This window comes from Thioalkalivibrio sp. ALRh (assembly GCF_000381425.1).
Taxonomy (GTDB): Bacteria; Pseudomonadota; Gammaproteobacteria; order Ectothiorhodospirales; family Ectothiorhodospiraceae; genus Thioalkalivibrio.
On record NZ_KB906526.1, the window covers coordinates 44,605 to 63,678 of the forward strand.

Below are 19,074 nucleotides of genomic sequence, written 5' to 3' on the forward strand. Positions count from 1 at the left end.
CTGGCCAGGAAAGAAGTCAGTCGGCAGTCGGCAGCCGCGGGCGCAGCCAGTCCAGCGTCGCGGCCGTGGCCGCGTCCGGCTGCCCGCCCTCGCCGCGCAGGGCCTGGAGGGCCTCGCCCGCCAACTGCTTGCCAAGCTCCACGCCCCACTGGTCGAAGGCATTGATACCCCAGAGCGTCGCGAGCACATAGATCTTGTGCTCGTACAGTGCGATCAGCGCCCCGAGCGTTGCCGGATCGAGTTGCTCGAGCAGGATCACGGTGCTGGGCCGGTTGCCCGGGAAAGTCCGGTGCGAGGCCAGGGCATCGATCTGCTTGGGGGCGGTCCCGGCCGCGGCCATCTCCGCGCGCACCGTGTCCTCGTCCTTGCCGAGCGCCAGGGCCTGCGCCTGCGCTACCAGGTTCGCCAGCAGCAGCGGGTGCTGGGCCGGCAGGTCGTGTTCCGGCCGGGCCACGCCGATGAATTCCGCCGGGATCACCCGCGTACCCTGATGGAGCAGCTGAAAGAACGCGTGCTGGCCATCGGTGCCGACCGCCCCCCAGACGATGCTGCCGGTATCCTCCTCCACCGGGCGGCCATCCAGACGCACCCGCTTGCCGAGACTCTCCATCTCTGCCTGCTGCAGATAGGCGGGCAGCAGGGCCAGGCGCTCGTCATAGGGCAGGACCGCGCGGGCGCAGGCCCCCAGCAGGTTCTGGTTCCAGTAGTCGACCAGGGCCATGCGTACGGCGGCGTTGTCGGCGAGGGGCGTGGCGCGCACGTGCTCGTCCATCATGTGCGCCCCGCCGAGGAAGGCGCGGAAGCCATCCATGCCCAGAAGCAGCGCCACCGGCAGACCGATCACCGACCACACCGAATAGCGCCCGCCCACCCAGTCCCAGAAGCCGAACATGTTGGCCGGGTCGATCCCGAACGCCACCACCCGCTCGCGCGCGGTGGACACCGCGACGAAGTGGCGCGCGACCGCCTCCTCGGGAAAGTGGCCAAGCAGCCAGTCACGCGCGGCGCGGGCGTTGGTCAGGGTCTCCTGCGTGCCGAAGGTCTTGGAGGCGACGATGAACAGAGTCGTCTCGGGGTCGGCCTCGCGCAGCTCGGCGGACAGCGCGGCGCCATCCACATTGGAGACAAAGCGCACGGTTAGCGGATCGCCCTCGGCGGTCGGCCGCGCGTGTGCGGCCAGTGCACGACAAACCATGCGCGGGCCCAGGTCGGAGCCGCCAATGCCGATATTGACCACGCGCCGGATCGGACGCCCGGTATGGCCCATATGCTCACCCGTGTGGACCCGCCGCACGAAGGCCTCCATGCGCTCGAGTTCCGCATGCACCACACGCGCCAGGTCCTCGCCTTCGACCTCGCAGCACGCCCCGGGCGGCAGGCGCAGCGCTGAATGCAGAGCCGCCCGCCCCTCGGTGATGTTCACGCGCTCGCCCGAGAACAGGCGTTCCAGGGCTCCGGACACACCGCAGCGGTTCGCGTGCGCCGCCAGGGCCTGCCACGCCGGACCGTCCAGCCGCTGGCGCGTCCAGTCCAGGCGCAGCCCCGCGATCTCCTGCACATCCCGCTGCACCCGGCCCGAGTCCTCTTCCAGCAGGTTTCGCAGGGGGCACTCGTTCAGCCGCTCTGCATGTGCAGCCAGATCATCACTCCGTGCCCCTTCGTTCCCTGAGATCATCCGTGTGCCCCTTGCGATGGTGACTCCAGATTGCCGCGCGCCGCCCAGCCGTTCAATGCCCCGGCGCCCCATATCGCTCCGGGCGCCTGCGTTACACTCTTGGAAACGCAACCGGGGCTCCCGGTTCCACCCGTGTTTCCCCAGGAAATTGTTATGCGCATCCTTTTCGCCAGCAGCGAGGCGTACGGCCTCACCAAGACCGGGGGCCTCGCCGACGTCAGCGCCAGTCTGCCCGTTGCCCTGCGCCGGCGGCGGCAGGACGTACGGCTGGTCGTACCCGGCTATCCGGAGGCCTGCAGCCAGCTGGCCCACGCGCAACCCTTGCCCGGCCCCCCGGATGCGCCCTGGCAGCTGATTGAAGGCCATCTGCCCGGTACCAAACTGCCGGTCTACCTGGTCGACTGGCCGGAGTATTTCCAGCGGGCCGGCAACCCCTACAGCGCCAGCAATGGCACGGACTGGCCGGACAACGCCCAGCGTTTCGCCGGATTCGCCCGGGCGATCACCGCCATCGCCCGCGACGAGGCCGGGCTCGACTGGGCACCGGAACTGGTGCACCTGAACGACTGGCAGACCGGCCTGGTGCCCGTGTTCCTGGACCCCGAGCGCAGTGGCGCCCCGCGCCCGCGCACGATCTTCACGATCCACAACCTCGCCTATCAGGGCCTGTTCCCGGCGCAGGCGATGGACGATCTTGGGCTGCCGTCCGATCTGTGGACCCCGGACGCCCTGGAGTTCCACGACCAGTTGTCGTTCATGAAGGCCGGACTGGTCTTCTCCGACGCCATCACCACCGTCTCGCCCACCTACGCCCGCGAGATCCAGGAGCCGGAATCAGGCATGGGCCTGGACGGCGTGCTGCGCGCCCGCGCCGCCGACCTCTACGGCATCCTGAACGGGGTCGACTACCGCGCCTGGGATCCGTCCCGTGATCGCCACATCGCTCAGCCTTACTCGGCGGAGGACCTGGCCGGCAAGGCCCATAGCAAGGCCGCGCTGCAAAAACGCATGGGGCTGGACGAGGACCCGGACGTACCGCTGCTTGGCCATGTCGGGCGCATGGTCGAGCAAAAGGGCGTGGACCTGATCCATGCGGCCTGCACCCCGTTGCTGGAGGCCGGACGTGTGCAGCTCGCCCTGGTCGGCTCCGGACAGAAGGACCTGGAACATGCGACCGGCGCCCTGGCCCGGACCTACACCGGCCGCGTCGGGGTGCATATCGGCTACGACGAGCCGCTGGCGCACCAGATCGAGGCCGGGTCCGACCTGTTCCTGATGCCCTCGCGCTTCGAGCCCTGCGGCCTGAACCAGATGTACAGCCTGCGCTACGGCACCCCGCCGGTGGTGCATGCCACGGGCGGGCTGGCGGACACCGTGGTGCACGCAAGCCCCGAAAACCTGGCCGACGGCACAGCCACTGGCTTCAGCTTCACGCCCGACACGGTCAGCGCCCTGACGCAGGCCCTGGAACGCGCCCTCGAGCTCTACCAGCAGCGCGCCGACGGGCGCTGGGAACAACTCCTGCGCACCGGCATGACCCAGGAATTCGACTGGACCGCGAGTGCCGAGCACTACCTCTCGCTTTATCGCCAACTGGTTCCCCGCAGGCGACAGGCTACGACCGGCTGATCTGCGCTATAATCATCCTCTTTTCGCGCTAGCAACGTTCCCCACAAGGCCGGCCCATGGGCCGGCCTTGTGCGTGCAGAAGGGCTTATGACTCAAACCGACCTAGACGACCGATTCCTGCCCAAGGACAAGGAACTGCGCGCCCGCGTGCGCCTGTTCGGCGAACTGCTGGGTAACGTAATCCGCAAGCTGGAAGGCCAGACCGTATTCGACGCAGTGGAAAAGCTCCGCCGCGGTTTCGTGAGCCTGCGCAAGGACGAAGATCCCCAGCTGCGCCAGCGTCTGATGGCGGACATCACCCACTTCGACGCGACCCTGACCGAACGCGTGATCCGCGCGTTCAGCATCTACTTCAGCCTGGTCAACATCGCCGAGGAAGACCTGTTCTACCGCTGGCGGCGCGCGCAGGTCTCCAGCGGCGAGCCGCTGTGGACCGGCTCGTTCGACCAGACGCTGCGCGAATTGCACAACGAGGGTGTGACCGCCGCCGAACTGGAACGCCTGCTCGCGGAACTGCACTACCAGCCGGTATTCACCGCGCATCCCACCGAGGCCCGTCGCCGGACCACGATGGAGAACCAGCGCCGCGTGTTCGAGACAGCCGACCGGCTCAACCAGCCCGAGCTGGGCGAGGAAGAACGCCGCCTGATCATCGAGGAGCTGGAGACCCAGATCCAGCTGCTGTGGCGCACCAACGAGGTGCGGGTGAAAAAGCCGCAGGTCCAGGACGAGATCAAGTACGGGTTGTTCTATTTCGAGGAGAGCCTGTTCGAGGCAATACCGCTGTCCTACCGCTTCCTGGAGAAGGCGATCCGGCGCATCTACGGGGTACACCCAGACGGCAGCCTGCCCGTGCGCATCCCGGCCTTTCTGCACTTCGGCTCCTGGATTGGCGGTGACCGTGACGGTAACCCGAACGTCACCCCGGAAGTCACCGAACTGGCCTGCCGCCTGGCGATGGAGCAGGTCCTGCGCGAGTACATCAAGCGGGTCAATCACCTGCGCAATGTCCTCACCCATTCGGCCTATATGTGCCAGCCGTCGCAGGAATTCCTCGACAGCCTGGACGCCGACAGCAACATCGCCAACGCCGTGTTCCACGGCGCCTCCGACCGTTTCGAGAGCGAACCGTACCGGCGCAAGCTGTACATCATGCGCTACCGCCTGCGCGAGACGCTGGAGACGGTCTGCCGGCGCATCCAGGGCGAGGCGGCCGTGCTGCCGACCAACAGCGCCTACGCCGACGCCAATGCCTTTCTGCAGGACCTGAACCTGATCCGCGACTCGCTGATCAGCCATGGCGACCGCAACATCGCCTCCGGCGCGCTGACCGACCTGATCCGTCTGGTCGAGACCTGCGGCTTCCACCTGCATCACCTGGACGTGCGCCAGGAGTCCACGGTCCACAGCGAGGCCATCGCCCAGCTGCTGCAGCAACTGGCACCGGAGGTCGACTACAACACGCTGGACGAGTCCGGCCGCCAGAAGGTCCTGAGCGACCTGATCGCGGCACCATCGCTGGCCGATCTGAATCGCGAGGCCCTCGACGAGGGCGCACTGGAGACCCTGCGCGTATTCGAGGTCATCCAGTCGATGCGCCGCGAGATCGGTCCGGATGGCATCGGCACCTACGTGATCTCGATGACCCACGCCGCCTCGCACGTGCTGGAGGTCCTGCTGCTGGGCCGCCTGACGGGGCTGGCCGGCGAGGACGAGAACGGCGAGCCGTTCTGCCACCTGCGCATCTCGCCGTTGTTCGAGACCATCGAGGACTTGCTGCATGTCGAGGACGTGCTGGAAGGCCTGCTGTCCAACCCGGTCTATGCCCGCCTGTTGTCCGCCTCCGGCAACGTCCAGGACGTAATGCTCGGCTACTCCGACTCCTGCAAGGATGGCGGCATCCTCGCCTCCAGCTGGAACCTCTACGAGGCGCAGAAGAAGATCGTCGGGATCACCGACCGCTTTGGCGTGCGCTGCCAGCTGTTCCACGGGCGCGGTGGTACCGTGGGCCGCGGCGGCGGCCCGACCCATGAATCCATCCTCGCCCAGCCCCCGGCCACCGTGCAGGGGCGGATCAAGTTCACCGAGCAGGGCGAGGTGCTGTCGTACAAGTATTCCAACGCAGAGACGGCGGTCTACGAACTGGGCATGGGGGCGACCGGTCTGATGCTCGCCTCGCGCAGCCTGATCCGCACGGCACGCCAGGACCGTGACGAATACCGCGACACGATGGGCGAGCTAGCCCGTGCTGGCGAGGATGCCTACCGCGACCTGATCGACCGCACGCCGGGGATTCTCGACTACTTCTACGAGATTACCCCGGTGCAGGAGATCGGTTTCCTGAATATCGGTTCGCGCCCCTCCCACCGGCGCAAGACGGATCGTTCCAAGAGCTCGATCCGGGCGATCCCCTGGGTGTTCGGCTGGGCACAGTCGCGCCATACCCTGCCCGCCTGGTACGGGATCGGATCGGCCCTGGAACAGTGGCGGGGCGAGGACCCGGCACGCCTGGAACAGCTGCAGCGGATGTACCAGGAGTGGCCATTCTTCCGTTCTCTGCTGTCGAACTGCCAGATGGCCCTGACCAAGGCGGACATGCGCACCGCGGCCGAGTACGCACGTCTTTGCAGCGACCCGGAGCTGGCCGAACGGCTGTACTCGCGCGTGCGCGAGGAGCACACACGCACGGTCAACGAGGTCCTGCGCGTGGCCCGGCTGGACCGACTGATGGACGAGACACCGCTGTTGGCGCGCTCGCTGCAGCGGCGCAACCCGTATCTGGACCCGCTCAACAGCATCCAGATCCACCTGCTGCGCGAGTCGCGCCAGTTCGACGCCGAAGCCGACGACGACGCGGACAACCCCTGGCTTTCGCCGCTGCTGCGCTCGATCAACGCGATCGCCGCAGGGATGCGCAACACCGGCTAGCCGTACGCCCCCCAGGCTTCCGGACCCGAGGGGGCGGTGGGCACCTCCTTGCGTTAGAATCGCGGCATGCGCCTGCTGCTGCTCATCGTTGCCATCGTCGCCGTCTTTCTGGCGGTCCGCACCCTGGTGCGCTCCACCAGCGCGCGCAAGGAGTCCGTCTCGCGTGACGCCCGCCCCGACCGCCTGAAGGAAGGCGGCGCGGTGATCCGTTGCGCCTATTGTGGCGTACACGTCCCGGAGGCCGAGGCCTACCGCGATGGCGATCGCCTCTACTGCTCCCCGCAACACGCCGAGATCGACCGCAACCGGCAGAATACCGGGCCCGGTTCCGACTCGGGCGCCGACTGATCCAGCGGGAGGTCGGCATCCATGGGGGGGCCCATCGCGCTTGATGCCGACACGCGCCGCTCGGCCTGGCTGTTCGCGCTCTACCGCGTCTTTGTTGCCAGCGTCCTGCTGATCCTGGGGCTGGTACCGGAGGGTCCCGCGGGGCTGCACGCCGCGGCACCGGAGATGTATCCGGCGCTCGCCGGCGGCTATCTGGTTTTTGCGCTGTTCGTCGCGGCGATGACCTGGCGCCCGGCCCGCGACCCCAACACGACCAGTCTGGCCGCTCTCGCGCTACTGGGCGGGATTGGCGACACCATCAGCCTGGTCGCGCTGGTCCTGGTCGCCGGTGGCGTGGGCACCGGCATCGGCCTGTTGCTGATCCCCGCGGTGGTGGCCGCCACCCTGCTCTCCGGCGGACGGCTGAGCCTGTCGCTGGCCGCCGTCGCTACCCTGGGTCTGCTCACGGCCGAGGCGGCGGCGATCTTCCTGCTGGACCAGGACGGCTCGGGCCTGACCCAGGCCGGACTGCTCGGCGCCACGCTCTTCGCCGCCGGGCTACTCGCCCGGCATGTCGCGCGCCGCGCAGGGGCGACCCGCGCCCAGGTCGAGCGTCAGGAAGAAGACCTGGCCAACCTCGCCGAGCTCAACGCCCAGATCATCGCGCGCATGAGCGCCGGCGTCATCGCGGTCGACCCGGATGGCGAGATCCGTTCGATCAACGAGGCCGCGCGCCGGCTGCTCCCGCCCCGCCCCGGCCGCCAGCTGGCCGAGATCTCGCCGGCGCTGGCGCAGCGGGTCGAACAATGGCAAAGCACAGGGATGCGCACGGACACGCAGCAGCTGCCGGGGGATCGTGACCAGCCCGCCCTGCAGGTCCGCCTGACCCCTCTGGGCGATCGCGGGACGCTGCTGATCCTCGAGGATCTCGCGGAGATCCAGCGCCAGGCACAGGCCAGCAAGCTGCAGGCGCTCGGCCGCCTGACCGCGAGTATCGCCCACGAGATCCGCAACCCGCTGGGCGCGATCAGCCACAGTGCCCAGCTGCTCGCCGAGTCTCCACAGCTGACCCGACCCGACCAGCGCCTGCTGACCATCATCAACAAGCAGAGCAAGCGCGTGAACGAGCTAATCTCCAACGTGCTGAGCCTGTCGCGACGCGATACCGGACAACGCGAGCGACTGAACCTGCAGGAATTTCTCGACCGTTTCGTCGACGAGTTCTGTGGCGCCCTGCAGATCCCGCGCGTCGCGCTGCACGCCAGGATCGAACCGTATGACTCCGAAGTGCTGTTCGACCCCTCGCAGCTGAATCAGGTCCTCTGGAACCTTTGCACCAACGCCCGCATACACGGGGGCCACGACCAGCCGGGCTCACCGCCGATTGTGCTGCGTGGCGGCGCCGGCCAGGTGGCACGCGTTGTCAGTCTCGATGTCCTCGACGCAGGACCCGGCATTGCGCCGAACCAGCGCTCCGACCTGTTCGAACCGTTCGTCTCGAGCAGCGGCGGGGGCTCCGGGCTGGGCCTGTACATCTCGCGCATGTTGTGCGAGAACAACGGAGCAACCCTGGAGTACGTCAGCACACCCACCGGCGGATGCTTCCGCATCCTGTTCGCCCCGACCGAAACAGTCGCGGGCAAAAGCAGCACGGAAGCATCGTCAACGGAGACCGCGAGGGAACGCGCATGAGCATTCGCCACGTCCTGGTCGTGGACGACGAACCGGACATCTGCGAACTCCTCGAGATCACCCTCTCCCGCATGGGGATCGAGGCCACCACAACCGAACGCCTGAACGGGGCGCGCGAACTGCTCGCCCAGCAGGATTTTGACCTCTGCCTGACCGACATGCGCCTGCCGGATGGCGACGGGCTGGATCTGGTGCGCCACATCCAGGGCCAGCGCCCGGACCTGCCTGTGGCCGTGATCACCGCCCACGGGAGCGTGGACACCGCCGTCCAGGCCCTGAAGCTGGGCGCATTCGACTTTGTCAGCAAGCCGGTGGACCTGCAGCAGCTGCGCGAGCTGATCGACACCGCACTGCGAATGGAACCCGCTCCTGACCTGCCCGGGACACTGAATGCCGGCACGGTCCTGGACGCCGATACCACCCGCACCGACAGCCCCTTGCTCGGACAGGCACCACCGATGCAGACCCTGCGCACGACGATCCAGAAACTGGCGCGCAGCCAGGCGCCGGTGTTCATCCGTGGCGAGTCCGGCTCCGGCAAGGAGCTGGTGGCACGCGAGATCCATCGTCTGGGGCCGCGCAGCGATCGCCCGTTCGTGCCGGTCAATTGCGGGGCGATCCCCGGCGAGTTGATGGAGAGCGAGTTCTTCGGCCACCGCAAGGGGGCCTTCACCGGGGCCACGCAGGATCACACCGGGCTGTTCCAGGCCGCCAGCGGCGGGACACTGTTTCTCGACGAGGTCGCCGACCTGCCACTGCCCATGCAGGTCAAGCTGCTGCGTGCAATCCAGGAGCGCGCGATCAAGCCCGTGGGGGGCACGCGCGAGATCCCGGTGGACGTGCGCCTGCTGTCGGCCACGCACCACGACCTGGAGCGCGCGGTGGCCGAGGGGCGCTTCCGTCAGGATCTCTACTACCGCCTGAACGTGATCGAACTGAAGGTCCCCGCCCTGCGGGAACGACGCGAGGACATCCCTCTGCTCGCCCAGTGCGTGCTGGCCCGGATCAGCGAGCAGTGGGGTACCGAGCCACTGGAACTGGCGCCGGACGCGCTCGAGGCCCTGGCCCGGCATCCCTTCCCGGGGAACGTGCGCGAACTGGAGAACATCCTCGAACGCGCGGCCACCCTCAGCGAGGGCCCCACGATTCACGCCGACAGCATTGACCTACCCCGTTCCGCACATGGCGAACCCTTGCCATCGGCCGAGGCCCCAGGCTTTGTACCCCCCCCGCCCCGGCGCGAGATACCGACGGCAACGGCGGACGACGTCGCCCTGGACCAGCGCCTGGCCGAGCAGGAACGCCAGGCCATCGCCACGGCGCTGCAGCAGACCGGCGGCAACCGCACGGCGGCGGCGCGCCTGCTCGGGCTCAGCTTTCGCCAGCTGCGCTACCGGCTCAAGAAGCTCGGGATCGAGTAAAAGGGACAGATCAGGCGCGGCGCGGCGGCGGGTCTGGGATCGCCGCCAGCCACTGCTCCAGTTCGAACAGAGGAAGCCCCACCACGTTGGTGTAGGACCCGGCAATCCACTCGACAAAGGCGGCACCGCGCCCCTGGATCGCGTAGGCCCCGGCCTTGCCGCGCGGCTCGCCCGTCGCCCAGTAACGCTCGATGTCGGATGGCGTCAGCGGCCGCATGCGCACGCGGGTCGTCACGGTGCATGCCCGCATGGATTCACCGGGCCGGCAAAGGGCCATGCCGGAGACCACCCGGTGCTCACCGCCGGAGAGGCGTTGCAGCATGGACTCGGCATCGGCGAAATCCACGGGCTTTCCCAGGGCCTCGTCGCCCAGCGCGACCACGGTATCCGCGGCCAGCACCCACTGCCCCGGGATGCCGCGCTCGAGGGCCGCCTCCGCCTTGGCGATGGCGAGGCGCTCGACCAGCGCCTCCGGGGACTCGCCCGGTAGCGGGGTCTCGTCCACGTCCATCGGGGCCACCTCGAAGACGAGCTGGACCTGCTCCAGCAGTTCGCGCCGGCGCGGGGAGGCGGAAGCCAGCAGCAGCGGATGCGCCACGGGCATCACGCGCGGTGGTAGGGGTGGTTGTTCAGCAGCGACCAGGCGCGGTAGAGCTGCTCGGCGACCAGCACCCGCACCAGCATGTGCGGGAAGGTCAGCGGCGACAGCGACCAGGCCCATGCCGCACGGGCGCGCACGGCCTCATCCAGCCCCGCGGCCCCGCCGATCACCAGCGCGACATCGCGTCCGTCCTGCTGCCAGTCGGCCAGGCGCCGCGCGACGCCCTTGGTGTCCACGCCCTTGCCGCGCTCGTCCAACAGGATCACGCGGGCGCCCTCGGGGATGGCCTTCAGCAGGATCTCGCCCTCGCGCCGCAGCAGCGTGGCCGTATCCATGGACTTGGCCCCGGAGGGGCCGGCCAGGGCCTGCAGGTTCAGGTTCAGCTCACGAGGCAGGCGACCGGCGTACTCGTCGAACCCGGCCGCCACCCAGTCGGGCATGCGCTTGCCGATCGCGATCAGGTCCAGGCGCATGGCGGCGCGCGGCGGTCAGCCGCGCAGGCGGCGGACGCGCTCCAGGCTGGGGTCTTCCGGGGCGGCCTTTTCGGTATCCGCGGCCTCCTCGGCCAGCCAGAGCTTTTCCAGATTGTAGAAGTCGCGGGTCTCCGGGAGCATCACGTGGACGATCACGTCGTTCAGGTCCACCAGCACCCACTCCTGGCTCTCCTGGCCCTCGACCCCCAGCGGCTGGATACCGGCCTTCTTCGCCTCGAGCGCGACCGATTCGGCGGCCGACTGCACATGCCGCCCGGAGGTCCCGGAGGCGATCACCATGAAGTCGGCCAGTGTGGTCTTGCCGCGCACATCGATGGTGCGGATGTTCTGCGCCTTGATGTCTTCCAGCGCCGTAGTCACGAGTTCAAGCAGTTGTTCGCTGTTCATTTGTCGATCAGGTTCCGTGATGTCGTTGGGCCCCGGCCCGGTACAGGCCGTGGTCCTGAATGTAGCGGTTGACGGCCCCGGGGAGCAGAAAGCGCGGGCTGCGCCCGGCAAGCAGTTCGTCGCGGATGGCCGTGGCGGAGATATCGAGCTGGGTCACCGGCTGGAAGTACACCCGGCCCGCCGGGCTGGAGCGCAAAGCGGCCGGATCATGGGTGGCCGCGTTGCCCAGCCACCCGCCCAGCTCCTGCGAGGCGGGACTGCCCGGGCGGTGCGAAACCACGATATGGGCCAGCTCGAACAGCTGTTCCCAGCGGTTCCACGACGGCAGGCCGGCGAAGGCGTCCATGCCCATGATCAGCACCAGCGGGGCATCCGGCCCCAGCTCCTCGCGGAAGCTGAGCAGGGTATCGACCGTGTAGGAGGGCCCTTCGCGGTCCAGTTCGCGGCGGTCGGCCACGAAGCCCGGCACATCACGGATCGCCCGCTCCACCATTGCCAGGCGGTCATCGCTGCCGGTACCCGGACTCGTACGATGCGGCGGCACGTGACAGGGGATGAAATGCACCCGTTCCAGCCCCAGGTGCTGCTGAATCTCCAGGGCCGGGCGCAGGTGGCCGAAATGGATCGGGTCGAAGGTGCCGCCGAGAACCCCGATCACGCGGGAATCGCCCCAGGGAGACGCTGGTTCAATCGCGCGCAGCAGATCAGCCCCAAATCCGGCAGGCTCCTAGCTACGCACATGACCGTCGCCGAATACCACGTACTTGAGGGTAGTCAGGCCGTGCAGGCCCACCGGACCGCGCGCGTGCAGCTTGTCGGTGGAGATGCCGATCTCCGCACCCAGGCCGTACTCGAAGCCGTCGGCGAAGCGGGTGGAGGCATTCACCATCACCGAGCTGGAGTCCACCGCGCGCAGGAAACGCCGGGCCCGGGTGTAGTCCTCGGTCACGATGCTGTCGGTGTGGTGCGAACCGTACGTATTGATGTGGTCGATCGCCACGTCCAGGTCGTCGACCACGCGGATCGCGAGGATCGGGCCCAGGTATTCGGCCACCCAGTCGTCCTCGGTGGCCTCGGCGATGTCCGTCCCGGTGTTCGCGAGGATGGCCCGGGTACGCGCACAGCCACGCAGGCTCACCTGGTGCTCGCCCAGGGCCGTCGCCAGGCGCGGCAGGAAGGCCTCGGCCTGATCCGCGTGCACCAGCAGCGTCTCCATGGTGTTGCAGGTGCCGTAGCGCTGGGTTTTGGCGTTCACCGCCACGGCCAGCGCCTTGTCGAGATCGGCCCCGCCATCCACGTACACGTGGCAGACGCCGTCCAGGTGCTTGATCACCGGGATCTGCGACTCGTTGCTGACGCGCTCGATCAGGCCCTTGCCGCCGCGCGGGACGATCACGTCCACGTACTGCGGCATGCGCAGCAGCGCGCCCACCGCCGCGCGGTCGGTGGTCGGCACCACCTGCACCGCCTCGCGCGGCAGCCCGGCCTGCTCCAGCCCGGCCTGGATGATCGCGGCCAGGGCCTGATTCGAGTGCAGGGCCTCGGAGCCGCCGCGCAGGATCGCGGCGTTGCCGGATTTCAGGCACAGGGCGGCGGCGTCGATGGTCACGTTCGGGCGCGATTCGTAGATGATGCCGATCACGCCCAGCGGCACGCGCATCTGGCCCACCTGGATGCCGCTCGGCTGATAGGCCATGTCGGTGATGGTGCCCACCGGATCGGGCAGCCCCGCCACCTGGCGGCAGCCCTCGATCATGGTGTCGATGCGTGCATCCGTCAGCGCCAGGCGGTCCAACATCGCGGCGTCCAGGCCGCGCTCGCGCCCGGCCTCCAGGTCGCGGCTATTGGCCTCCACCAGCTCCGCGCGACGCGCGGCGATGCCCTCGGCGATCGCGTGCAGTGCCGCGTTCTTCGCACCCGGCTCGGCCTCGGCCATGCGCCGCGAGGCCACGCGGGCAGCACGCCCCAGGGCTTCGACCTGGGCGATCACGTCGGCGGCAGCGGGTTCGGTCGGGTGTACGGCAGCGTTCATGCAATCAGACTCGTTCGGTGTTCAGTGCGGGCAATGGCCGGGACAACCGGCGTCCCGCCATACGGGCCACCAAGTCTAGCAACCCCTGCCGGGCGTTGCCGTTTTCCTGACCCTTGATGACCCGATCCACGCGCGCGGCCTCGCCCAGCAGCCCGCGCGCCGCCGGCAGGCTCAGCCGCGACATCGCCTGGCGCAGGGCCTTCTGGCCGTCTCCGAAGCTGCCCTGAAAGGCCTCGCGATCCGGCGCCCCGGCCGCCTTGCGCTCCATCGCCTGCACCAGCAGCCGGCATTCGCGCGCCAGCGCCCAGAGGATCAGGGGCTCCGGCTGTCCCTCGTCCAGCAGCCCCTCCAGCATGCGCAGGGCATGTCGGGCATCGCCGCGCAGTGCGGTCGGGGCCAGGGCAAACAGCTCGAAGCGCGCGGCGTCGGTGGTGGCTTCGGCCAGCACGGCCTCGTCGATGTCGGTCACGCCCGCCAGCGCCAGCTTCTCGATCTCCTGGCGCGCGGCCAGCAGATTGCCCTCGATGCGCGAGACCAGCAGCGCCAGCGCCGGATCCGTGATCGTCAGGCCATGGCGCTGCAGGCGGGCGCGAACCCACGGACCCAGCTGGGATGGCGGGATCGGACGCGCGTGCAGCACCACCGCACGGTTCTCCAGCGCCTTGAACCAGGCTGCCCGGCGCATGTCCCGATCCGGCCGCGGGAGCTGCAACAGCAGCACGAGATCGTCCTGGGGATCGGCCGCATAGGCCTTCAGGTGATCGCCACCTACCTTGCCCGGCTTGCCAGTGGCCAGGCGCAGGTCCAGCACGCTGCGCTCGGCGAACAGGGACCGGTCGCGGATCGCGGACTCGAACGGCGCCCAGTCGGACTGCGCGGTCATGTCCAGCACGGTCCGTTCCAGATAGCCCTGGTCGCGGGCCGCCGCACGGATCGCATCGGCCGCCTCGATCGCCTGCAATGGCTCCTCGGCCAGCAGCAGGTAGATCGGCGCCACGCCGCGCGCCAGATCCTGTTCCAGGCGGGCGAGATCCTGGGCCATCAGTCGGTAGGTTCTCCAGTCATCGGCTGGTCATCCTCGAACTCGACTTCCGTGCGCAACTGCCCGTCGGCTCCGATCACCGCCTGAATACGACGCTGCAGCTGGCTGACGATATCCCGGTTCATTGCCTCGCGCAGGGTCTCCTCGCGCTCGGAACGGCTGAGCACCGCCGAGCCGTCGAACAGATAGATCCGGCTTGCGTGCAACGTGCCCAGATCCACAGCCTCGCCGTCCACCGGGCGCAGGCGCACCTCCACCGACCGGATCAGTTCGTACTCCGCGACCCGTGCCGCGTCGGTCACCGACAGCGTGCGCCGACGGTCGCGCACGGAGCGCACATCCAGGGTGGCTCCCTGCCCCTCGGGGCGCTGATCGACCACCTCGACCCCGGCCGAGCCGAAGGCCACCGCCAGCTCACGGTACAGGGAGTCCCGCGGATTCACACCGGTGATCTGCACCGGGGCCAGGGCCTCCGGCCAGTCCATGCTGCCGCGCAGCTGGAAGCCGCAGGCGGCCACGGCAACCGCCAGCCATACGACCAGCACCGCGCGCAGCACCGCGCTCATTGCGGCTTGACCACGAAGTTCACCAGGCGGCCGGGCACCACGATGACCTTCACCACGTTCTGTCCCTCGATGTGCCGCTGCACGTTCTCGTCACCCCGCGCGGTGGCCTCGATCGCGTCCTTGTCGGCACCGGCGGGGACCGCGATCTCGGCGCGGCGCTTGCCGTTCACCTGCACCGCCAGGGTCTCCTGCGCGGCCTGGCGCGCGGCCTCGTCGACCGTCGGCCAGGCGGTGGTCGCGACCAGCTCGTCATGGCCCAGCGCGCGCCACAGCATCTCGGTCACATGCGGGATGATCGGCGCCAGCATGCGCACGATGCCCTCCAGGGCCTCCTGGCGCACGGCCGCGGCCCGGGCCGCATCCTTCGGGAATTTTCCGAGATCGTTCAGCAGCTCCATGTTCGCGGCCACCGCCGTGTTGAAGGTCTGGCGCCGCCCGATGTCGTCAGTCACCTTGGCGATGGTGTCGTGCAGCTTGCGCCGCAGCTCGCGCCCGGCGTCGTCCAGCGCGTCCACATCCAGCGCACCCGGCGCATCGCCGTTCACGTGCTCGTGCACCGCCCGCCACAGGCGCTTGATGAAGCGCTGCGCGCCCTCGACGCCGGAGTCGGACCACTCCAGCGACAGGTCCGGCGGCGCGGCGAACATGGTGAACAGCCGCGCGGTGTCGGCACCGAAGCGCTCGATCAGCGCCTGCGGGTCCACGCCGTTGTTCTTCGACTTGGACATCTTCTCCATGCCGCCCACGACCACCGGCTGGCCGTCCTCGCGGTGGCGCGCGGCCTTCACGGCGCCGTCCTCCGCGCGTTCCAGCTCGACATCGGCCGGGTTGATCCAGTCCTTCCCGCCGTCACCGCGTTCGCGGTAGAAGGTCGGCGCGATCACCATCCCCTGGGTCAGCAGCCGGGTGAATGGCTCGTCGGAGGCCAGCAGGCCCTCGTCGCGCAGCAGCTTGTGGAAGAAGCGCGCATACAGCAGATGCAGCACGGCATGCTCGATGCCGCCGACGTACTGATCCACCGGCAGCCAGTGGTCGGCTCGCGCATCCAGCATCGCGGTGTCGTTGTCGGCACAGGCGTAACGCGCGAAGTACCAGCTCGACTCGAAGAAGGTGTCGAAGGTGTCGGTCTCGCGCCGCGCCGCCTTGCCGCATTCCGGGCAGGTTGCCTCGAAGAACTCGGGCATGCGCGCCAGGGGCGAGCCGGCGCCGTCCGGGATCACGTCCTCCGGCAGGCGCACCGGCAGGTCGGCTTCCGGCACCGGCACCGCCCCGCAGTCGTCGCAGTGGATCACCGGGATCGGGCAGCCCCAGTAGCGCTGGCGCGAGATGCCCCAGTCGCGCAGGCGGTAGTTGCGCCGGCGCCGGCCCAGCCCGGCCTGTTCCAGGTGTTCGGCGATCGCGGCCTTGGCCGCCTCGGAGGCCTGCCCGTCGAAGTCGCCGGAGTTCACCAGCACGCCGGGATCGGTGAAGGCCGCGGCTTGTACGTCGCACTCGGCGCCGCCGGCCGGGGCGATCACCTGCCGGATCGGCAGCCCGTACTGCGTGGCGAACTCGTGGTCGCGTTCGTCGTGTGCCGGCACCGCCATCACTGCGCCGGTGCCGTATTCCATCAGCACGAAGTTGGCGACCCAGACCGGGACCTCCGCTCCGGTCAGCGGGTGGCGGGCGGTAAAGCCCAGCGACCGGCCCTTCTTCTCCATGGTCGCCAGATCGGCCTCGGCCACCCCGCCCTGCGCGCAGTCGGCGACGAACGCGGCCAGGTCGGCGTCATGTTCCGCCAGCGCCTGCACCCGCGGGTGCTCCGGGGCCAGCGCCATGTAGGAGACGCCGAACAGGGTGTCCGGGCGCGTGGTGTAGACGGTCAGCGGCTCGCCGCCGTCCACCGCGAATTCCAGCTCCACGCCCTCGGAACGCCCGATCCAGTTGCGCTGCATGGTGCGCACCTGGTCCGGCCAGCCGTCCAGCCCGTCCAGGGCCTCCAGCAGCTCGTCGGCGTAGTCGGTGATGCGCAGGAACCACTGCGGCATCTCGCGGCGCTCGACCAGCGCGCCGGAGCGCCAGCCGCGGCCCTCGATCACCTGCTCGTTGGCGAGCACGGTCTGGTCCACCGGGTCCCAGTTCACGGTCGCCTTCTTGCGATAGACCAGGCCCTTCTTCAGCAGGCGCACAAACAGCCACTGTTCCCAGCGGTAGTAGTCGGCATCGCAGGTCGCGAACTCGCGCGACCAGTCATAGGCGAAGCCCAGGCGCTTGAGCTGGGTGCGCATCTGCTCGATGTTCTGGCGGGTCCAGGCGGCCGGCGGGACGTGGTTCTGCATCGCCGCGTTCTCCGCCGGCAGGCCGAAGGCATCCCAGCCCATCGGCTGCAGCACGCTCCTGCCCTGCATGCGCTGGAAGCGCGCGATCACGTCCCCGATGGTGTAGTTGCGCACATGCCCCATGTGCAGCTTGCCCGACGGGTAGGGGAACATGGACAGGCAGTAGAACGGCTCGCCGGGGGCGTCCTCGCGCGCGCGGAAGCAGTCGGCCTCCTCCCACTGGCGCTGTACCTGCGCCTCGATCACCTCCGGGGAATACTGCTCCTGCATGCGCCTCACCTGTGCCTTTATCGCGGGAAACAAAGAACTGCGCAGAATACCAGCCGCCCGTACCCCCTCCAAGCAAACGACGCTGACCGGGGCACCCGGGCAACCCGCCGGTTTTCGAGACGGGCTTCAAAAAATGACCGGAACCACTGCGCATCACGACAGACGGAATCAGTGAGCCCACGAAAAAGTCCCAAGGAGTTGAGGACATGAGTGAGGAAAAGGACGAAATCCCCGTTGTGAAGCGCGCCTATCCCGAAGACCTGGGCGAAGTCGAAAGAGAACACACACCCGAGACCGAGAGTCCCGCAATCCGCACAGTGGAGCCCGACCATCTCGGGACCTGGCTGGGCAAGGGCTGGCGAGACCTCTGGAAAACACCCGTGGCCCTGATACACGGCCTGGTCATCGCCATCGTCGGCCTGGTGCTGCTGGGAATGTCATGGAACCAGCCCTGGATGGCCTTTTCCTTCCTGGCCGGCTTCCTGTTCCTGGGGCCGGTGCTCGCCGTCGGCGTGAACTACCTGGCGATGGAACGCGAACAGGGCCATTCGACTGGCGCAGGCCTCGGCTGGCTTACCCACCTGGGGGGATCGGTCTGGGTATTCGCCCTGCTGCTGGCCCTGATCTTCGTTATCTGGGCGAGCTTCGTCTGGATGTGGGTCGCCGTGCTGAATATCGGCGAACTGGGTGTGACCGGGCAGTTGCATCACCTGGTGGGCACCATGCTGACCACCGGCTCCGGGATCATCTCCCTGATCGGGGTAGTCGTGGCCGCCGTGGTGTTCGGGCTCATAGTCTTCGTACTGAGCCTCGTCACCTTGCCCGCCATGATCGATCACCGCGCCCGCGAGGAGGCCCCGCAGACCACGCTGGTCGACGCGATCGGGATGAGCCTGAAGGCCTTCAACCACAACCGGGGCACGCTGATCCTGTGGGGGCTGATCATTACCACCCTGTTCGTGATCTCGGTGGCCACGGCCTTGCTGGCACTGATCGTGATCTTCCCGTGGCTCGGCTTTGCGATGTGGCACGGCTACCGGGATCTGGTCGAAACTGCGTAAAAAGGCTCTAATCCTGGGGAGGGGGGCAACCGCCCCTCCCCAACAATCGACGGAGGAATCGATGAGCGAAGAACGCAGGGACGAGGAACGCGAGAACCGACTGAGCAGCGCCTACCACCGGATGCTGCACGAGGTCACCGAAGATCTCGAAAAACTGGAGGACAAGACCAGCAAGGCGATCACCGAGACACTGGAAAACGCCCGCGACCGCGTACAGAAGGCCAGCGACCTCACGCGCGAGGAGGCCCACGAGGTCATGGACTATCTGCGCCGCGACCTGCAGGACCTGGGGGCTTACCTGGACAGCCGCAGCGAGGACTGGCGCGGCTGGCTGCGGATCGACCTCGGGCTGATCGAGGCCAGTGTTCTCAATGCGCTGGAGCGCATCGCCGACAGGACTCGCATCGAGATCACCGAGCTGACCGCCCGCGCCCAGGTGATGGGCGAATGGCACACCGGCGAGATCACTGGCCCCGGCGAGCTGTTGTGCAAGAAATGCGGCCATGCACTGCACATGACCAAGGTCGCGCGCATTCCGCCCTGCTCCAACTGCCATAACACGACCTTCCGCCGTGGCCCGGGCGCCAGCGAGACCGCAGAGGCCTAGGAGCCGATCAGTCCCAGGTCCGAC

The 19,074-nt window shown here is 68.4% G+C and carries 16 protein-coding genes; 7 read left to right on the forward strand and 9 right to left on the reverse strand.

Annotated elements, in window-relative coordinates:
* Nucleotides 1–16: 16 nt before the first annotated feature.
* Nucleotides 17–1,675 carry a glucose-6-phosphate isomerase gene (pgi, locus tag F791_RS0112575; protein WP_018138167.1) on the reverse strand — a complete coding sequence of 553 codons (1,659 nt, stop codon included), beginning with the start codon at nucleotides 1,673–1,675 and terminating at the stop codon, nucleotides 17–19.
* Between the two features lie 153 nt (nucleotides 1,676–1,828).
* On the opposite strand from pgi, the gene glgA reads away from it, so the two are divergent.
* The 5 genes from glgA (at nucleotide 1,829) to F791_RS0112600 (ending at nucleotide 9,672) form a co-directional block, all read left to right on the forward strand.
* A complete protein-coding gene (gene glgA / locus F791_RS0112580; protein WP_018174544.1) occupies nucleotides 1,829–3,304 on the forward strand; it encodes a glycogen synthase GlgA in 1,476 nt (491 codons plus the stop codon).
* Nucleotides 3,305–3,391: 87 nt separating this feature from the next.
* Nucleotides 3,392–6,232, forward strand: coding sequence for a phosphoenolpyruvate carboxylase (gene ppc, locus F791_RS0112585; RefSeq protein ID WP_018174543.1), 2,841 nt, complete (start codon nucleotides 3,392–3,394; stop codon nucleotides 6,230–6,232).
* 66 nt (nucleotides 6,233–6,298) lie between these two features.
* On the forward strand, nucleotides 6,299–6,580 hold the full coding sequence (locus F791_RS0112590) for a PP0621 family protein (protein ID WP_018138170.1): 282 nt from the start codon (nucleotides 6,299–6,301) through the stop codon (nucleotides 6,578–6,580).
* 21 nt (nucleotides 6,581–6,601) lie between these two features.
* Nucleotides 6,602–8,251 (forward strand): PAS domain-containing sensor histidine kinase, encoded by a 1,650-nt coding sequence (locus F791_RS0112595; protein ID WP_019592724.1) that lies wholly within the window; start codon nucleotides 6,602–6,604, stop codon nucleotides 8,249–8,251.
* Nucleotides 8,248–9,672: a sigma-54 dependent transcriptional regulator gene (locus F791_RS0112600; RefSeq protein WP_019592725.1), complete on the forward strand. Its 1,425-nt coding sequence runs from the start codon at nucleotides 8,248–8,250 to the stop codon at nucleotides 9,670–9,672. The genes F791_RS0112595 and F791_RS0112600 overlap by 4 nt, the downstream gene beginning before the upstream one ends.
* Nucleotides 9,673–9,682: 10 nt before the next feature.
* Here F791_RS0112600 and F791_RS0112605 read toward each other — a convergent pair whose 3' ends face one another.
* From F791_RS0112605 to leuS, 8 genes are all read right to left on the reverse strand, one after another.
* A complete protein-coding gene (locus F791_RS0112605; protein WP_019592726.1) occupies nucleotides 9,683–10,276 on the reverse strand; it encodes a nucleoside triphosphate pyrophosphatase in 594 nt (197 codons plus the stop codon).
* Entirely contained in the window at nucleotides 10,276–10,746 is a 471-nt protein-coding gene (gene rlmH / locus F791_RS0112610; RefSeq protein WP_019592727.1) for a 23S rRNA (pseudouridine(1915)-N(3))-methyltransferase RlmH, read from the reverse strand. The genes F791_RS0112605 and rlmH overlap by 1 nt, the downstream gene beginning before the upstream one ends.
* 15 nt (nucleotides 10,747–10,761) lie before the next feature.
* Nucleotides 10,762–11,154, reverse strand: coding sequence for a ribosome silencing factor (gene rsfS / locus F791_RS0112615; RefSeq protein WP_018138175.1), 393 nt, complete (start codon nucleotides 11,152–11,154; stop codon nucleotides 10,762–10,764).
* 7 nt (nucleotides 11,155–11,161) lie between these two features.
* Nucleotides 11,162–11,812, reverse strand: coding sequence for a nicotinate-nucleotide adenylyltransferase (nadD, locus tag F791_RS0112620; protein WP_018174538.1), 651 nt, complete (start codon nucleotides 11,810–11,812; stop codon nucleotides 11,162–11,164).
* 69 nt (nucleotides 11,813–11,881) lie between these two features.
* Nucleotides 11,882–13,186, reverse strand: coding sequence for a glutamate-5-semialdehyde dehydrogenase (locus F791_RS0112625; protein ID WP_019592728.1), 1,305 nt, complete (start codon nucleotides 13,184–13,186; stop codon nucleotides 11,882–11,884).
* Nucleotides 13,187–13,190: 4 nt separating this feature from the next.
* A complete protein-coding gene (gene holA, locus F791_RS0112630; protein WP_018138178.1) occupies nucleotides 13,191–14,228 on the reverse strand; it encodes a DNA polymerase III subunit delta in 1,038 nt (345 codons plus the stop codon).
* Complete coding sequence (gene lptE, locus F791_RS0112635; protein ID WP_026333040.1) at nucleotides 14,228–14,794, reverse strand: LPS assembly lipoprotein LptE; 567 nt, start codon at nucleotides 14,792–14,794, stop codon at nucleotides 14,228–14,230. The genes holA and lptE overlap by 1 nt, the downstream gene beginning before the upstream one ends.
* Nucleotides 14,791–17,382 (reverse strand): leucine--tRNA ligase, encoded by a 2,592-nt coding sequence (leuS, locus tag F791_RS0112640; protein WP_019592730.1) that lies wholly within the window; start codon nucleotides 17,380–17,382, stop codon nucleotides 14,791–14,793. Before leuS ends, lptE begins: the two co-directional genes overlap by 4 nt.
* Nucleotides 17,383–17,588: 206 nt before the next feature.
* On the opposite strand from leuS, the gene F791_RS0112645 reads away from it, so the two are divergent.
* Nucleotides 17,589–18,443: a DUF2189 domain-containing protein gene (locus tag F791_RS0112645; RefSeq protein ID WP_018138181.1), complete on the forward strand. Its 855-nt coding sequence runs from the start codon at nucleotides 17,589–17,591 to the stop codon at nucleotides 18,441–18,443.
* A 61-nt stretch (nucleotides 18,444–18,504) separates the two neighbouring features.
* Complete coding sequence (locus tag F791_RS0112650) at nucleotides 18,505–19,050, forward strand: zinc ribbon-containing protein (protein ID WP_018138182.1); 546 nt, start codon at nucleotides 18,505–18,507, stop codon at nucleotides 19,048–19,050.
* Nucleotides 19,051–19,074 lie beyond the last annotated feature (24 nt).

Coding starts and splice junctions, on each gene's coding strand:
- F791_RS0112650 (WP_018138182.1), top strand. CDS start 18,505: ATGAGCGAAGAACGCAGGGACGAGGAACGCGAGAACCGACTGAGCAGC.
- holA (WP_018138178.1), bottom strand. CDS start 14,228: ATGGCCCAGGATCTCGCCCGCCTGGAACAGGATCTGGCGCGCGGCGTG.
- ppc (WP_018174543.1), top strand. CDS start 3,392: ATGACTCAAACCGACCTAGACGACCGATTCCTGCCCAAGGACAAGGAA.
- rsfS (WP_018138175.1), bottom strand. CDS start 11,154: ATGAACAGCGAACAACTGCTTGAACTCGTGACTACGGCGCTGGAAGAC.
- F791_RS0112600 (WP_019592725.1), top strand. CDS start 8,248: ATGAGCATTCGCCACGTCCTGGTCGTGGACGACGAACCGGACATCTGC.
- F791_RS0112625 (WP_019592728.1), bottom strand. CDS start 13,186: ATGAACGCTGCCGTACACCCGACCGAACCCGCTGCCGCCGACGTGATC.
- F791_RS0112590 (WP_018138170.1), top strand. CDS start 6,299: ATGCGCCTGCTGCTGCTCATCGTTGCCATCGTCGCCGTCTTTCTGGCG.
- F791_RS0112595 (WP_019592724.1), top strand. CDS start 6,602: ATGGGGGGGCCCATCGCGCTTGATGCCGACACGCGCCGCTCGGCCTGG.
- F791_RS0112645 (WP_018138181.1), top strand. CDS start 17,589: ATGAGTGAGGAAAAGGACGAAATCCCCGTTGTGAAGCGCGCCTATCCC.
- rlmH (WP_019592727.1), bottom strand. CDS start 10,746: ATGCGCCTGGACCTGATCGCGATCGGCAAGCGCATGCCCGACTGGGTG.
- leuS (WP_019592730.1), bottom strand. CDS start 17,382: ATGCAGGAGCAGTATTCCCCGGAGGTGATCGAGGCGCAGGTACAGCGC.
- F791_RS0112605 (WP_019592726.1), bottom strand. CDS start 10,276: ATGCCCGTGGCGCATCCGCTGCTGCTGGCTTCCGCCTCCCCGCGCCGG.
- pgi (WP_018138167.1), bottom strand. CDS start 1,675: ATGATCTCAGGGAACGAAGGGGCACGGAGTGATGATCTGGCTGCACAT.
- glgA (WP_018174544.1), top strand. CDS start 1,829: ATGCGCATCCTTTTCGCCAGCAGCGAGGCGTACGGCCTCACCAAGACC.
- lptE (WP_026333040.1), bottom strand. CDS start 14,794: ATGAGCGCGGTGCTGCGCGCGGTGCTGGTCGTATGGCTGGCGGTTGCC.